The following is a 14,407-nucleotide window of genomic DNA, read 5'->3' on the forward strand; positions in this document are numbered from 1 at the left end:
GAAAAGGAGTCGTACGTGATTATCAGTCCCAGCGAGAATTTTGCCAAAACGCAAGGTGCAGGGCGTCATGCGTGGTGCGGGCTGCTGCTGGCCATCGTGCCGGGCTTTGGTCAGTTCTATCACCGTCAGTGGCTAAAAGGCCTTATCTTCCTTGTACTGTTGAGCAGTTTTACCGGCATTTTCTATGATTTTCTGCGCGAAGGACTCTGGGGGTTATATACCCTTGGCGAAGAGGTGCCGCGTGATAACTCCATCTTTTTACTGGCGGAAGGGATCATCAGCCTGTTGATCATCGCCTTTGGCGTGATGGTCTGGTATCTGTCGCTGCGCGATGCATGGATTAACGGTAAAAAGCGCGATGAAGGTAAGCCGCTTAATAGCGTGCGCAAGCAGTATCAAATGCTGCTCAGCGATGGGTTTCCCTATCTGATGATCACCCCCGGCTTTATTCTGCTGGTGTTTGTGGTGATTTTCCCGATTCTGTTCGGCTTCTCCATTGCCTTTACCAATTACAACCTCTACCACACGCCGCCCGCCAAACTGGTGGACTGGGTGGGATTAAAGAATTTCGTCAATATTTTTACCCTCTCGATCTGGCGCTCGACGTTTCTTGATGTGTTGCAGTGGACGGTGGTCTGGACGCTGCTGGCAACCACTCTGCAATGCACCGTTGGCGTACTGCTGGCGATTCTGGTCAATCAGAAAGATCTGCGGTTTAAGCCCCTGGTACGCACCATTTTTATTCTGCCGTGGGCGGTGCCGGGTTTTGTCACCATTCTGGTCTTTGCCGGGATGTTTAATGACTCCTTTGGCGTGATTAACAACGCTATTCTGGCTTTCTTTGGTATTGCGCCGAAAGCGTGGCTTACCGATCCCTTCTGGACGAAGACGGCGCTGATCATGATGCAAACCTGGCTCGGCTTCCCGTTTGTCTTTGCCATGACCACCGGGGTATTGCAGGCCATTCCTGATGATCTGTACGAGGCGGCGAAGATGGACGGTGCCAGCACCTGGACCCGGTTACGCACGATTACGCTGCCGCTGGTGCTCTATTCGATCGCGCCAATCATCATCACCCAGTACACCTTTAACTTTAATAATTTCAACATTATCTACCTGTTTAACAACGGCGGCCCGGCGGTGGCAGGGGCGAACGCCGGGGGCACCGATATCCTGGTTTCATGGATCTACAAGCTGACGATGTCCTCATCGCAGTATGCGATTGCCGCGACCATCACTATTTTGCTGTCGATTTTTGTTGTCGGCCTGGCGTTGTGGCAGTTCCGTGCCACCAAATCCTTTAAAAACGACGACATGGCATAAGGGAAGAAAAATGGCTAAATCACAAAGTATCCGCCGCGAAAAGTGGATCCGCCTGTCGCTCTCCTGGCTGGTTATCGTGCTGGTATCGCTTGTCATTATCTATCCGCTGGTATGGACGGTCGGTGCCTCGCTGAACGCCGGTAACAGCCTGCTCAGCACATCGATAATCCCGGAGAACCTCTCGTTCCAGCACTATGCCGATCTGTTTAACGGCCAGGTGAACTACCTGACCTGGTACTGGAATTCAATGAAGATCAGCCTGCTGACCATGATATTGACCTTAATCAGCGTCAGCTTTACCGCGTACGCCTTTTCGCGCTTCCGTTTTAAAGGGCGGCAGAATGGCCTGATGCTGTTTTTGTTGTTGCAGATGATCCCGCAGTTCTCTGCGCTCATCGCCATCTTCGTGCTGTCGCAACTGCTGGGGCTGATTAACAGTCATATGGCGCTGGTGCTGATCTACGTTGCCGGGATGATCCCGATGAATACTTATCTGATGAAGGGGTATCTCGATGCCATTCCGCGCGACCTGGACGAATCGGCCCGCATGGACGGTGCCAGCAACTTCCGCATCTTTATCGAGATAATCATGCCGCTGTCAAAGCCGATTGTGGCGGTCGTGGCGCTGTTCTCCTTCACCGGGCCGCTGGGGGATTTCATTCTCTCCAGCACCATTTTACGCACCCCGGACAAATACACGCTGCCGATTGGTCTGTACAACCTGGTGGCACAAAAAATGGGGGCCAGTTACACCACCTACGCGGCGGGCGCGGTATTGATCGCCGTGCCGGTGGCCATTCTCTACCTTGCCTTACAAAAATACTTCGTCTCCGGCCTGACCTCCGGCAGCACTAAAGGATAACCACATGAAAAGATTTACACCCGCTCTGCTTGCTGTTTGTCTCTGTAGTTTGTCCGCCAGTTCTTTTGCCGCCGACGCGTTAAAGACGCGCCCGTTCAGCGGCATGCCTGCCGACTTTATTAAAGGGGCAGATATCTCAACGCTGCTGGATGCCGAAAAGCACGGGGCGAAGTTTTATAACGACAAGAATCAGCCGCAGGATGCGCTCGCTATCCTGAAAGCCAATGGCGTGAACTATGTGCGTCTGCGTTTGTGGGTCGATCCGAAGGACGCTCAAGGCCAGGCATACGGCGGGGGCGATAATGATCTGGCGACCACGCTCGCGCTGGCAAAACGCGCGAAAGCGCAGGGCATGAAGTTGCTGCTCGATTTCCACTACAGTGATTTCTGGACCGATCCGGGCAAACAATTCAAACCGAAAGCCTGGGAAAAAATGGATTATCCGCAGCTAAAAACCGCGATCCATGACTATACCCGTGACACCATTGCCCGCTTTAAACAGGAGGGCGTGTTGCCGGATATGGTGCAAATCGGCAATGAAATTAACTCCGGTATCCTGTGGCCGGAAGGCAAAAGCTGGGGGCAGGGTGGCGGTGAGTTTGACCGGCTGGCAGGGCTACTTAATTCCGCCATTGACGGGCTCAAGGAGAATCTGAAAAACGGCGAACAGGTGAAGATTATGCTGCACCTGGCCGAAGGCACCAAAAACGATACCTTCCGCTGGTGGTTTGATGAAATCACGAAACGCAATGTGCCGTTCGATGTGATTGGCCTGTCGATGTACACCTACTGGAACGGGCCGATCAGCGCGTTGCAGGCCAATATGGACGACATCAGCAAACGCTACAACAAAGATGTGATTGTGGTGGAAGCGGCTTACGCCTATACGCTGGCCAACTGCGATAACGCCGAAAATAGCTTCCAGGAAAAAGAAGAGAAAGCGGGCGGCTACCCAGGCACCGTGCAGGGGCAATATGACTATATCCACGATTTAATGCAGTCGGTTATCAATGTTCAGAGCCATCGCGGCAAGGGTATTTTTTATTGGGAGCCGACCTGGATTGCGGTCCCCGGAAATACCTGGGCGACACAGGCGGGAATGAACTATATCAACGACAAATGGAAAGAGGGAAATGCACGGGAAAACCAGGCATTGTTTGATTGTCAGGGAAAAGTGCTGCCTTCGGTAAAAGTATTTAATTAACTCTGGTGTTGTAAATTTCAGGATCTTTAATATGAATAAATTTGCGCCTTTAAGCCCGAAGGTTGTCTCGCTATTGCATGGCGCGGACTATAACCCGGAGCAATGGGAGAATTACCCCGGTATTATTGATGACGATATTGCCATGATGAAACAAGCAAAATGCAATGTCATGTCGGTCGGGATATTTAGCTGGTCAAAACTGGAGCCTCGGGAAGGGGAATTTAATTTCGGCTGGCTGGATTCGGTTATTGAGAAATTATATGCGGCGGGAATTCATATTTTCCTCGCCACACCGAGCGGCGCCCGGCCTGCCTGGATGTCGCAGAAATACCCGGAAGTGCTGCGCGTCGGGCGCGATCGCGTCACGGCACTGCACGGCGGGCGGCATAATCACTGCATGACCTCGCCGGTCTACCGGGAAAAAACACTGAAAATCAATACGCTGCTAGCAGAGCGCTATGCGCAGCATCCGGCGGTACTCGGCTGGCATATTTCCAACGAGTACGGCGGTGAATGTCACTGCGATTTGTGCCAGCAAAAATTCCGTGACTGGCTGAAAGCGCGTTACCAGACGCTGGAAAACCTTAACCACGCCTGGTGGAGCGATTTCTGGAGCCACACCTATTCCGACTGGTCGCAAATTCAGTCGCCGTCGCCGCAGGGCGAAGTGTCGATCCATGGGCTGAATCTGGACTGGCGACGCTTTAACACCGCGCAGGTTACCGATTTCTGCCGCCATGAAATTGCCCCGCTGAAAGCGGCGAATGCGCAGCTTCCGGTGACCACCAACTTTATGGAGTATTTCTACGATTACGACTACTGGCAGCTTGCGCCAGCGATCGATTTCATCTCCTGGGACAGCTACCCCATGTGGCACCGGGACAAAGATGAGACGCAGCTCGCCTGCTACACCGCGATGTACCACGACATGATGCGCTCGCTAAAAGGAGGCAAGCCGTTTGTGTTGATGGAGTCAACGCCGAGCGTCACCAACTGGCAGCCAACCAGCAAAGTGAAAAAGCCGGGGATGCATATCTTGTCCTCGTTGCAGGCGGTGGCGCACGGTGCGGATTCGGTGCAGTACTTCCAGTGGCGTAAAAGCCGCGGTTCGGTAGAGAAGTTCCACGGTGCGATTATCGATCATGTTGGTCATCTTGATACCCGAGTCGGGCGTGAAGTGTGCGCGCTGGGCGACATGCTCGAAAAACTCGCCCCGGTGATGGGATGTCGCACCGATGCGCGTGTGGCGGTCATCTTTGACCAGCAAAATCGCTGGGCGCTGGACGATGCTGAAGGGCCGCGCAATAAAGGCATGGAGTACGAAAAAACGGTAAATGAACACTACCGCCCGTTCTGGGAAAAAGGCATTGCGGTAGATGTCATTAACGCCGATGCGGATTTGAGCCGTTATCAACTGGTGATCGCGCCCATGCTTTACATGGTTCGTGAGGGGTTTGCGCAGCGCGCCGAAGCGTTTGTCGCGGCGGGCGGGCATCTGGTTACCTCTTACTGGACCGGCGTGGTGAACGAGAGCGACCTCTGTTATCTCGGTGGTTTCCCTGGCCCGCTGCGCAAACTGATTGGCGTCTGGGCCGAGGAGATCGACTGCCTGGATGACAATGAGCGCAATCTGGTGCAGGGGCTGGCAGGGAACGATGCCGGATTACAGGGGCCGTATCAGGTGCGCCATCTGTGTGAACTGATTCATGCCGAGAGCGCCAAACCGCTGGCTACTTATCGGGATGACTTCTATGCCGGCCGCCCGGCGGTGACGGTCAATCAATTTGGCAAGGGTAAAGCATGGCACATTGCTTCACGCAACGACCTGGCGTTCCAGCGCGATTTCTTTGCCAGCCTTATTGATGAACTGGCGCTGCCGCGTGCCGTTGAGCAGGATTTCCCGCCGGGGGTTGTGGCAACAGCGCGTACCGACGGGGAAACCACGTTTGTTTTTATTCAGAACTTTAGCGCCCAGCAGCAGACGATCACTCTGCCGCAGGGCTATCAGGATTGCCTGTCCGCCGCGTCGGTCAGTGGTTCGCTGGTGTTGACGCCGTGGGATTGCCGTGTTGTTCGCCGTCAGGCGTAATGTCTGACTTATGCGCCTGCCCATTCGGGCAGGCTTTTTTTTATCTGTTGAAAATCAGGAGTCGATGATGGTGAGTCTTAAATCTTTCCTGCACTACTTCTCTGAACCGAAAAATACCGCGGCAGTGCCCATCAGCGAAGCTGAGCTGCAATTGATCCAGCGGCTGGCAAAGGCATTTGGCGGTGCGGAGAACATTGAGACCGTGGATGCCTGTCTGACCCGTTTACGGGTGACGGTGAAAGATCTGTCCGTTGTGGATCCGCAAGCGCTGCAACATGAAGGGGCGCTGGGGGTGATTATTCTCGGTCAGCAGGTGCATGCGATATTTGGCAAACAGTCAGATGCGCTGCGCAAATTACTGGATGAACACTTCTTTTCCCGCACATAAATAAAAAGGGATACCCGTGAGGGTATCCCGAAATACAAAAAAGAAAAGCAAAGGCAATATAAATACTGTCAGGTAATAACCCGGCAGTTCTCGGAGATAAATAACGAGGGTAATGCATTAATAAGCAAAATCATCTCGCCTTATATCGCGACGGCAGCACTGGACATAACCAGGGGCTTATTTATATAAGCAACCGGTATTAACAGATGTAGCCAATTAAGCGATAACGGGAAAGAGAATGTTTATTTACCACCAGGCTTCAACCTGTACGCCAAAGTTCCAGGTGTTATTTTTGGTGCCATCTTCAAATGATTTGCCATTTTCTGAATCATTTAAATAGGAAGCAAAGACACGTAGCTCAGGGCGTGACATAAATTCCGGTCCATCTGCCAGACCCACCGCGAAGGTGTATTTTTCGCCGCTCTGTTTGTAGTGGGTACCGTTTTTGTAGTCATCTTTCTGGTAGAAGCCACCAACTTCACCGATCAGGCGCACGTAGTTGGTCATCTGATACTGTGCGCGGCCCACCAGTGAAACCAGACGGGTTTTGTCGGTATATTCCGTAATGTCGTTAGCAGAGCCGTAGGTCAGCACGTGGTTCAGCGAGAACTTACTGGTAATCGGAATGAGCCCGGTGTTGATCACGCGGTAACCGCTGGCATCGTTGACATAATGCCACATGTCATACCAGCCGCCGCCCTGCGATACCATGTTCTGCGCCAGCCCTTTGTTGGCATATTGCAGCACCAGTTTGTTGTAGCCGCCAAACATGTCCTGACTGATTTCGCCGGTCACCATCACACCGTCATCCGCTTCGTATAAGCCGCCGTACTCTTTCTGCTTTTTCGTCGGATTTGGCATCGCATAGTCAATGCCGAACTCGGTCCAGGCGCCTGACCACGGCTTCCAGCCCGCATAGCGAACGTCGATATAGTTGATATTAACGTCATTGTCATTATCGACGCGGTAATCAACGTCATTGGCGTCACCCCGGATCCAGGCTACCGAGACGGCTCCCGGCCCGACGCTGTAGTTTTCAATCCCCGCGCCGGAACCGGAGATGTTCCAGTACTTGGTATCGATGATGTGCAGGTCGTGACGCTGGTAGTAACGCTTACCGCCCCAGATGACCGCATTGGGATCGTTGGGGATAAGCCCTTTAATTTGCAGGTTCAACTGGCGCAAGCCGAACTGCGCATCGTCGCCAATGGTGGTTTCGTTGTCGTTAGAACCGTCGGAAACCATGCTGACCATACTGTCGAGGTAAAAACTCACGTCATCTTTTTTATAGACTTCTGAACCCAGTTCCAGCTCACCGTAGGTATCGGTTTCGTTACCCAGACGACCCAGTTTGTTCTTTTGCCACTCAACCTGTCCGCCATCGCCGGACACGCCTACACCGCCGCGCAGGTAACCGTGAAAGTCGATAGGGACAGATGTCGCAGCCAGCAAAGATGTTGAAGTCAGCGCAGTGGCTAACGCAAGAGAGAGAGTGCGTAGCGTAGTGTTCATATCATTCCTCTTATTGTTTTGTATTACGTTCACATAAGCAGTGTCATAAAATGCCTAAATGTAAAAACAGGCAAACTAACTATTGTGAATATGTGATTAACTGCAAATAAATCAGCGTTTTTTGTTACCGTTAGCGAATCTGTTCACAATGCTGGAGGTTGTGAGCGTCATACTTATTTTGTTAAAATGAGGCGGGGGAATGTGTGGTGAGCGTTTTTTCAGGTCGCCCCTGTTACACTTGGCGTATAACAACATAAGGAACCGGACCATGAAGTCTAAAAGTGCAACGCTGGAAGACGTAGCCCGCCATGCGGGTGTCTCCTACCAGACCGTGTCCAGGGTACTCAACAAATCTGCCAATGTATCCGAAACCACGCGTTTAAAAGTGGAGAAATCCATAGAGTTATTGCGTTATGTACCGAACCGGCTGGCGCAGCAGTTAGTGGGTAAGCAAAGCCAGACCGTCGGTCTGGTGACCACCTCGCTGGCACTCCATGCCCCTTCGCAGGTGGCGGCGGCGGTGAAACGCTACGCCAACCTCGATGGCTACCAGGTGTTGATTTCAATGATCGATGAGAACGTCAATCAAGACATTCAATCCGCCATCAACGAACTGAAATCTCAACTGGTAGACAAAGTGATCATCAACGTGCCGTTGGAAACCGAAGAGGCCCAGCGCATCGCGGCTGACAACGATGACATCGTTTGCCTGTTCCTCGATGTCGATCCCTACAGTTCCGTGTTTAACGTTTCGTTTAACCCGGCTGACGGCACCCGTGCCAGCGTCAAACACCTTTATGAACTGGGCCATCGGGAGATTGCGCTACTGGCCGGGCCGGAAACCTCCGTGTCGGCCAGGCTGCGGCTCAAAAGCTGGATCGACACGCTTAACAGTTATGGACTGAAACCGGTGACTGTTTTTCATGGCACCTGGGATGCGCAAAGCGGTTACGCAGGCGCGTTACAGATGTTACGTGAAACACCGAATTTCACCGCCGTGCTGGTGGGGAACGACCAGATGGCGCTCGGCGTGCTGAGCGCATTCCATCAACATCAGGTCGCCATTCCGGGGGAGAAATCAGTGGTGGGGTATGACGGGACCTACGAAAGTTCGTTCTTCCATCCGGCGTTGACCACCGTTTCGCTGGATCTCGATTTGCAGGGCAAGGAAGCGGTGCGTCGTCTGCTTGATAGCGGCCACGGTGATTCAGCGCGCAGTTCGTCTGTGTTGCCAGCAAAGCTTATCGTCCGTCATTCAACCGGGGCAGTGCAGGAGCAGGGGATTAACCTGCAGGATATCGCCCAGCAATTGCAGGAAATTGCGCATAAGTTGTGGAAGTAACGTTCAGGCGTCTACTGACGCTGAGGCGCTCCATAGCGAAAGCCCGCCGCGTTTTGCTGAATCCATATGAACAGTGCTCATACGCTATGGATTCGCAAAACGCTCTGTTTATAAAAAACAGGACTGTCAGGATGAGCCTTACGTGGATTGGGGCTCATCCACGCGTGCTCATGCCTGATCTGTCATAGGGGCGGGAAATAATAACAGACAGCTATCCGCTATCAGTCAGGCGTGTCAGTTGGCGGATGCGGTTGGTCTGATGGTGATCTCTGTTGTATCGACGCTCTCAGGGGCTTCAATGACCTGCCGCACGGCACGGGCAATATCCGCAGGTTTTAGTGCCACAGAACGGTAGACATCCATCGCCGCCCTGGTTTGCGGATGCGTAATGGTTGAGGCAAGGTCACTTTCCACAACACCTGGATTGACACAGGTCACGCGAATAGTGGGGCTTTCCTGACGTAATCCATCCGAAATCGCGCGGACCGCGAATTTCGAGGCACAATAGACGGCGGCGGTTGGTACGACAGCAAGGGCGCCGATCGAGCCAATATTGATAATCTGGCCGGAACCCTGCGCTTCCATCACGGGAAGCACAGCGCCAATGCCCCAGAGCACACCCTTGATATTGACGTCTATCATACGCTCCCATTCATCCTGTTTACCTGCGGCAAGCGGAGAAAGCGGCATGATACCCGCATTGTTGATCAGCACATCGACGCGGCCCCATTTATCCAGCGCGTCCTGCACAAAGCTTGCCATCGACAGGCGACTGGTGACATCCAGCTCTCGTGCTTGAGCAACACCGCCCGCGCTGCGTATTTCTGCGGCAATGGCTTCGATACGCTCCAGCCTGCGAGCCCCTAATAACACCTTCGCGCCTGCGTTTCCAAGCTCTCTGGCAATCCCTTCGCCAATCCCGCTTGATGCGCCGGTAATTAATATCACTTTCTGCATTGCATGCTCCTTTAGTTGAGTTCGAAACGATCATAGAACTTCACGATTGTTTCCAGTACTCTGCTTTGACTGGACTCACTGGTTAGCAACGTTAAACAATGAAAATTGATCTCAATCTCTTACCCGTTTTTCTCGCCGTGGCAGAAGAGCGTAATTTCAGCGCCGCTGCTGCACGCCTGGGCGTCACCCGATCGGCGATCAGCCAGGGAATAAGGCGGCTTGAGGATGCGTTCGGCACAATGCTGGTCATGCGTACGACTCGCTCAGTAACCCTGACGGAAGCAGGGGAACGGCTACGAGAATCTCTGTCATCACCGTTATCCAGTATTGACGCGGCGTTCGAAGAGATAGCGTCGGACAATGTGCCGCGAGGATGTCTGCGGATTGCAGTGACCTCGATAGCCGAAGCGTTTCTTTCTGGCCCGCTGATTGCTTCGTTTGCGGCGGACAACCCTGCCGTAACGGTTGATATTGTCGTGACCGATGAAGAGTTTGATATTGTGGCTGCGGGTTATGACGCTGGCGTAAGGCTTGGAGAGGTGATCGAAAAGGATATGATTGCCGTCCCGCTTACCGGAAAGCAACGTGAAATGGCGGTTGCCTCGCCCGCGTATCTCGCGGCGAACAACGCCCCTGTGCACCCACGTGAGTTGATTCACCATCGTTGTATCGGCTGGCGTCCTGCCAAAGATGTCGCCCCTTATCGCTGGGAATTTGAGGAGGCGGGGGAACCTTTCAATCTGGCGATTGAACCGCAGATCACGACGAACGATCTGCGCCTGATGTTGCGGCTCGCGCTGGCCGGTGGCGGGATTACGTTTGCCACGGAGGATACATTCAGACCTTTTGTTGAGACCGGGCAACTTGTCTCACTGCTGGATGATTATCTGCCTTATTTCCCGGGTTTCTATCTCTACTTTCCTCATCGCCGCAATATGGCGCCCAAACTCCGTGCCCTTGTCGACCATGTCAGGCGGTGGCGGCAGCAGGAACTGCAATAGCGGAGAACAGCGCTGAAAAGGTAGAACGCGACAGGTGGGTCAATATTCAAAAACTCACCTGGTTAATCCATATTCTACAAATTCAAAAATCCATATTTTTTAGAGATGGTATTTAAGTTATTTTTTTAAATTAATAACTTAATTAATGTCGTCACTTTTGTGTTTTTTTGTGTAATTGTAAAGTCCATCACAGAAACACAGGTTACAGCAAATTCGTCCATATTTTCGCATGTCGCTCACTGACACTCTGGCCCGCCGCTGATTTACTTTCATTCGATACCTTACTTTTTTGCAGGCAGGAAAAATGGCTTCTATGAGTAGTGATTCTGTAGTGTTACCGCGCGCGCTACGTGATACCCGACGCATGAATTTGTTTGTTTCTATCTCGGCTGCTGTTGCGGGGCTGTTGTTTGGTCTGGATATCGGGGTGATTTCCGGTGCATTGCCCTTTATCTCCGAACATTTTGCGCTTTCCAGCCGTTTACAGGAGTGGGTAGTCAGCAGCATGATGCTGGGCGCAGCGCTAGGTGCGCTTTTCAACGGGTGGTTATCATTTCGCCTTGGCCGTAAGTACAGCCTGATGGCGGGTGCAATACTTTTTGTCGCAGGTTCACTGGGCTCTGCTTTCGCCCACAATGTCGAGGTGTTGTTGCTCTCCCGCGTGCTGCTGGGCGTTGCGGTCGGCATTGCCTCTTACACTGCACCACTTTATCTCTCTGAAATGGCGAGCGAAAATGTGCGTGGAAAGATGATCAGCATGTACCAGTTGATGGTTACCTTAGGCATTGTGCTGGCATTCCTTTCCGATACTGCTTTCAGCTACAGCGGCAATTGGCGAGCCATGCTCGGTGTGCTGGCGCTGCCTGCGGTTGTCCTGATTATTCTGGTCGTGTTTCTGCCCAATAGCCCACGCTGGCTGGCCCAAAAAGGGCGACACATTGAGGCGGAAGAGGTACTGCGTATGTTGCGCGATACCTCTGAAAAGGCGCGCGATGAACTGAACGAGATCCGCGAAAGTTTGAAGCTGACGCAGGGTGGTTTCCAGTTGTTCAAAGCTAATCGTAATGTGCGCAGAGCCGTGTACCTTGGCATGCTGTTGCAGGCGATGCAGCAGTTCACGGGCATGAATATTATTATGTATTACGCGCCACGCATTTTTAAAATGGCTGGATTTACAACCACTGAGCAGCAGATGATCGCCACCCTTGTGGTTGGGCTAACTTTTATGTTCGCCACGTTTATTGCGGTATTCACCGTCGATAAAGCCGGGCGTAAACCTGCGCTGAAAATCGGTTTTAGCGTGATGGCTATCGGCACGCTGATCCTCGGATACTGCCTGATGCAGTTCGATAACGGTTCGCCATCAAGCAGTCTTTCATGGCTTTCTGTCGGTATGACGATGATGTGTATTGCAGGGTATGCGATGAGCGCGGCACCGGTCGTATGGATCCTGTGCTCTGAGATCCAGCCCTTAAAATGCCGTGATTTCGGTATTACCTGTTCAACCACCACAAACTGGGTATCGAACATGATTATCGGCGCAACCTTCCTGACCCTGCTTGACGCGATTGGCGCGGCGGGTACGTTCTGGCTCTACACCGCACTCAATCTGGCTTTCATTGCATTAACGTTCTGGCTGATTCCGGAAACCAAAAATGTGACGCTGGAACATATTGAACGTCGTCTTATGACGGGTGAAAAACTGCGTAATATTGGGATGTAATTTATCGCGCGTAATTTATCCCGCATTGGTGAGCAGTAAAGCAGGTTAATTAATAAATTAGCCTGCTTTAATCCAGAACCCTCACCGATACACTATCTCTGCTAAATTATGGTCGCTGCGGTGAGCCAAATTTTGCAGCAATCATTTCCGATGTGGGTTGTATTCCCCCCAGACTCCACTGTTCCGGTTCATGCTCGTCAATTCGGACCCATACCGAACGCCGAAACTCAGGATCGCCTTTTCCCTCAATTTCAACAATAAGGTCAGTCATACGACGTAGAAGTTCATTTTTTTGCTCCGGGCTCAAAATCCCTTTGATGGTTTGCACATTTACGAAGGGCATTGTATTCTCCTTAATTAGCTAGGTCTTAAAATCATACTTAGGTTAAGAGGCAAATCTACACATGTCAAAAGATAATTCATTACCGTACCTGTTACCTGAACTTTGCGGGCTTGCGGCGGCAGCGGAACTCCTTGGCGATCAATGGGTTTTGTTAATTCTAAGAGAGGCTTTTTACGGGGTGACGCGCTTTGAGACGATGCGCGCACATACAAAAATTGCAAAACAGACACTGGCAAACCGATTAAAAAAAATGACTGAACTCGGTCTGCTTTGCAAAATCCCTTATCAGGAAGAGGGGACACGTGAACGCTATGAATATGTTCTCACACCAAAAAGCCGATCGCTGGCACCGCTTCTTATTTCCCTGATGGAATGGGGGCATAAAAATATATTGCATGATGAGCCACATATTTCCTTAGTGGATAAACGTACGGGGGATGTCGTACACAGCGCATTCGTGTCAACAAAAGGTGATGTCGTTGAGGCTAAAAATTTACAGATAGTGGCTTTGAAACGTTAATTTGCCTGTCAGCGTTGTTGTCGCGATTTTTTGAGGGTGAATTAAAAACTCACATTTTACGTCCATCTCAGGGACTGCTCAGACAAGCCTGGCGGGCAGAGGGGCTGCCAGGCGCGAGAAGCCGATATTCCGTCACCTGCTGGCGCTGGCCTGACGTGGGCGTCTTCATGTCCTCACATGATTGATATAAGCCTGTAAGCCTTCAGCGAGAATATCGAACACCGTTTTACAGGCCTTGCTGTGGCGCAAATCCTCATGCATCACCAGCCAGGTATCAAGATGAAACGCAAAGAAATCAGGCATCACTCTCTTTAACGGAACAGGGAAATCGGCCAGTTGAATCTGACACATGCCGATACCCGCACCGGCGCGGATAAGGTTCAATTGCGCCACATCGCTGTCAGTGCGCACGGTAAAGCGTTCACGATTTAACTGAGGAAAGTGTTTCAGTGCCTGTAAAATAAAGGGCGTCGTTTTATCAAAGCCCACAAGCGTATGGGTGAACAACGCGTCAATACTCTGCGGTGCGGCGTGGCGTGCCAGATAGGACGGCGAGGCATGCAGACCAATTTCAATACTGCCCAACCGACGCGCAATCAGTTGTTCCTGCACCGGTGTGCTCATGCGTACCGCTATATCCGCTTCCCGGTTCAATAAATCCTGCATTCGGTTAGACAGCACCAGTTCAACGGTAACCTGCGGATAATCTTCTTTAATTCGTGCAATCAGGGGTGGCAGCACCTCAGTGCCGATGATTTCGCTCGCCGAAACGCGAACCACGCCATGTAAGCCGGCGGAGTGGGCACTGAAACTGGCAGCCGAACGCTCAATCATACTGGCGGTGTTTTCCATCGCTTGCGCATGGCCTTGCAGCGCGGCTGCCGCATCCGTAGGCTGCAGGCCCGTCTGTGAACGGGTAAACAAAACCAGACCAAGGGCGGATTCCAGTGCTGCTATGTGACGCCCCGCAGTGGGCTGGGTGATGGAAAGCATGCGTGCTGCCCCTGACAGGGAGCCTTCTTTCATCACCGCCAGGAAGGTTCGATACCATTCCCATGGAATATTTAGCTTCATACAAAAATGCATACCTGTTGTCTGATATTATGCAATTACATTTAGCTCGCACAGGCACTACGATGTCAA

General features: G+C 52.0%; 13 protein-coding genes. 9 read left to right on the top strand and 4 right to left on the bottom strand.

Annotated features, from left to right (window positions below; all coding sequences use genetic code 11):
- Positions 1 to 15 precede the first annotated feature (15 nt).
- The 5 genes from ACS0RQ_RS12365 to ACS0RQ_RS12385 all read left to right on the top strand — a co-directional run bounded on the left by ACS0RQ_RS12365 (position 16) and on the right by ACS0RQ_RS12385 (position 5,866).
- Complete coding sequence (locus ACS0RQ_RS12365; protein ID WP_039078788.1) at positions 16 to 1,323, top strand: carbohydrate ABC transporter permease; 1,308 nt, start codon at positions 16 to 18, stop codon at positions 1,321 to 1,323.
- A 10-nt stretch (positions 1,324 to 1,333) separates the two neighbouring features.
- The gene (locus ACS0RQ_RS12370; protein WP_039078789.1) at positions 1,334 to 2,185 is read left to right on the top strand and encodes a sugar ABC transporter permease; all 852 of its coding nucleotides are present in this window, start codon (positions 1,334 to 1,336) and stop codon (positions 2,183 to 2,185) included.
- Positions 2,186 to 2,189: 4 nt separating this feature from the next.
- Entirely contained in the window at positions 2,190 to 3,389 is a 1,200-nt protein-coding gene (locus ACS0RQ_RS12375) for a glycoside hydrolase family 53 protein (RefSeq protein WP_271851526.1), read from the top strand.
- A gap of 31 nt (positions 3,390 to 3,420) precedes the next feature.
- On the top strand, positions 3,421 to 5,478 hold the full coding sequence (locus ACS0RQ_RS12380) for a beta-galactosidase (protein WP_271851525.1): 2,058 nt from the start codon (positions 3,421 to 3,423) through the stop codon (positions 5,476 to 5,478).
- Between the two features lie 67 nt (positions 5,479 to 5,545).
- The gene (locus ACS0RQ_RS12385) at positions 5,546 to 5,866 is read left to right on the top strand and encodes a PTS sugar transporter subunit IIB (RefSeq protein ID WP_039078792.1); all 321 of its coding nucleotides are present in this window, start codon (positions 5,546 to 5,548) and stop codon (positions 5,864 to 5,866) included.
- A gap of 246 nt (positions 5,867 to 6,112) precedes the next feature.
- Here ACS0RQ_RS12385 and ACS0RQ_RS12390 read toward each other — a convergent pair whose 3' ends face one another.
- Positions 6,113 to 7,378: a maltoporin gene (locus tag ACS0RQ_RS12390; RefSeq protein WP_039078793.1), complete on the bottom strand. Its 1,266-nt coding sequence runs from the start codon at positions 7,376 to 7,378 to the stop codon at positions 6,113 to 6,115.
- Positions 7,379 to 7,646: 268 nt separating this feature from the next.
- On the opposite strand from ACS0RQ_RS12390, the gene ACS0RQ_RS12395 reads away from it, so the two are divergent.
- Positions 7,647 to 8,720: a LacI family DNA-binding transcriptional regulator gene (locus tag ACS0RQ_RS12395; RefSeq protein ID WP_039078794.1), complete on the top strand. Its 1,074-nt coding sequence runs from the start codon at positions 7,647 to 7,649 to the stop codon at positions 8,718 to 8,720.
- Positions 8,721 to 8,954: 234 nt separating this feature from the next.
- Here the strand turns inward: ACS0RQ_RS12395 and ACS0RQ_RS12400 are convergent, their stop codons facing one another.
- Positions 8,955 to 9,677, bottom strand: coding sequence for an SDR family oxidoreductase (locus tag ACS0RQ_RS12400; protein ID WP_271851524.1), 723 nt, complete (start codon positions 9,675 to 9,677; stop codon positions 8,955 to 8,957).
- Between the two features lie 98 nt (positions 9,678 to 9,775).
- Between ACS0RQ_RS12400 and ACS0RQ_RS12405 the strand changes: the two genes are divergently transcribed.
- Positions 9,776 to 10,678 (top strand): LysR family transcriptional regulator, encoded by a 903-nt coding sequence (locus tag ACS0RQ_RS12405; protein ID WP_271851522.1) that lies wholly within the window; start codon positions 9,776 to 9,778, stop codon positions 10,676 to 10,678.
- A 304-nt stretch (positions 10,679 to 10,982) separates the two neighbouring features.
- On the top strand, positions 10,983 to 12,401 hold the full coding sequence (araE, locus tag ACS0RQ_RS12410) for an arabinose-proton symporter AraE (protein WP_115465160.1): 1,419 nt from the start codon (positions 10,983 to 10,985) through the stop codon (positions 12,399 to 12,401).
- 106 nt (positions 12,402 to 12,507) lie between these two features.
- Here araE and ACS0RQ_RS12415 read toward each other — a convergent pair whose 3' ends face one another.
- The gene (locus ACS0RQ_RS12415) at positions 12,508 to 12,744 is read right to left on the bottom strand and encodes a tautomerase family protein (RefSeq protein ID WP_193793546.1); all 237 of its coding nucleotides are present in this window, start codon (positions 12,742 to 12,744) and stop codon (positions 12,508 to 12,510) included.
- 61 nt (positions 12,745 to 12,805) lie between these two features.
- Between ACS0RQ_RS12415 and ACS0RQ_RS12420 the strand changes: the two genes are divergently transcribed.
- Entirely contained in the window at positions 12,806 to 13,264 is a 459-nt protein-coding gene (locus ACS0RQ_RS12420; RefSeq protein ID WP_071195487.1) for a winged helix-turn-helix transcriptional regulator, read from the top strand.
- A gap of 165 nt (positions 13,265 to 13,429) precedes the next feature.
- On the opposite strand, the gene ACS0RQ_RS12425 is transcribed toward ACS0RQ_RS12420, so the two are convergent.
- Complete coding sequence (locus ACS0RQ_RS12425) at positions 13,430 to 14,338, bottom strand: LysR family transcriptional regulator (protein ID WP_271851519.1); 909 nt, start codon at positions 14,336 to 14,338, stop codon at positions 13,430 to 13,432.
- Positions 14,339 to 14,407: the final 69 nt, after the last annotated feature.

The organism is Phytobacter diazotrophicus (genome assembly GCF_052061655.1).
Lineage (GTDB): Bacteria > Pseudomonadota > Gammaproteobacteria > Enterobacterales > Enterobacteriaceae > Phytobacter > Phytobacter diazotrophicus.

Coding starts and splice junctions, on each gene's coding strand:
- ACS0RQ_RS12370 (WP_039078789.1), top strand. CDS start 1,334: ATGGCTAAATCACAAAGTATCCGCCGCGAAAAGTGGATCCGCCTGTCG.
- ACS0RQ_RS12375 (WP_271851526.1), top strand. CDS start 2,190: ATGAAAAGATTTACACCCGCTCTGCTTGCTGTTTGTCTCTGTAGTTTG.
- ACS0RQ_RS12380 (WP_271851525.1), top strand. CDS start 3,421: ATGAATAAATTTGCGCCTTTAAGCCCGAAGGTTGTCTCGCTATTGCAT.
- ACS0RQ_RS12385 (WP_039078792.1), top strand. CDS start 5,546: ATGGTGAGTCTTAAATCTTTCCTGCACTACTTCTCTGAACCGAAAAAT.
- ACS0RQ_RS12390 (WP_039078793.1), bottom strand. CDS start 7,378: ATGAACACTACGCTACGCACTCTCTCTCTTGCGTTAGCCACTGCGCTG.
- ACS0RQ_RS12395 (WP_039078794.1), top strand. CDS start 7,647: ATGAAGTCTAAAAGTGCAACGCTGGAAGACGTAGCCCGCCATGCGGGT.
- ACS0RQ_RS12400 (WP_271851524.1), bottom strand. CDS start 9,677: ATGCAGAAAGTGATATTAATTACCGGCGCATCAAGCGGGATTGGCGAA.
- ACS0RQ_RS12405 (WP_271851522.1), top strand. CDS start 9,776: ATGAAAATTGATCTCAATCTCTTACCCGTTTTTCTCGCCGTGGCAGAA.
- araE (WP_115465160.1), top strand. CDS start 10,983: ATGGCTTCTATGAGTAGTGATTCTGTAGTGTTACCGCGCGCGCTACGT.
- ACS0RQ_RS12415 (WP_193793546.1), bottom strand. CDS start 12,744: ATGCCCTTCGTAAATGTGCAAACCATCAAAGGGATTTTGAGCCCGGAG.
- ACS0RQ_RS12420 (WP_071195487.1), top strand. CDS start 12,806: ATGTCAAAAGATAATTCATTACCGTACCTGTTACCTGAACTTTGCGGG.
- ACS0RQ_RS12425 (WP_271851519.1), bottom strand. CDS start 14,338: ATGAAGCTAAATATTCCATGGGAATGGTATCGAACCTTCCTGGCGGTG.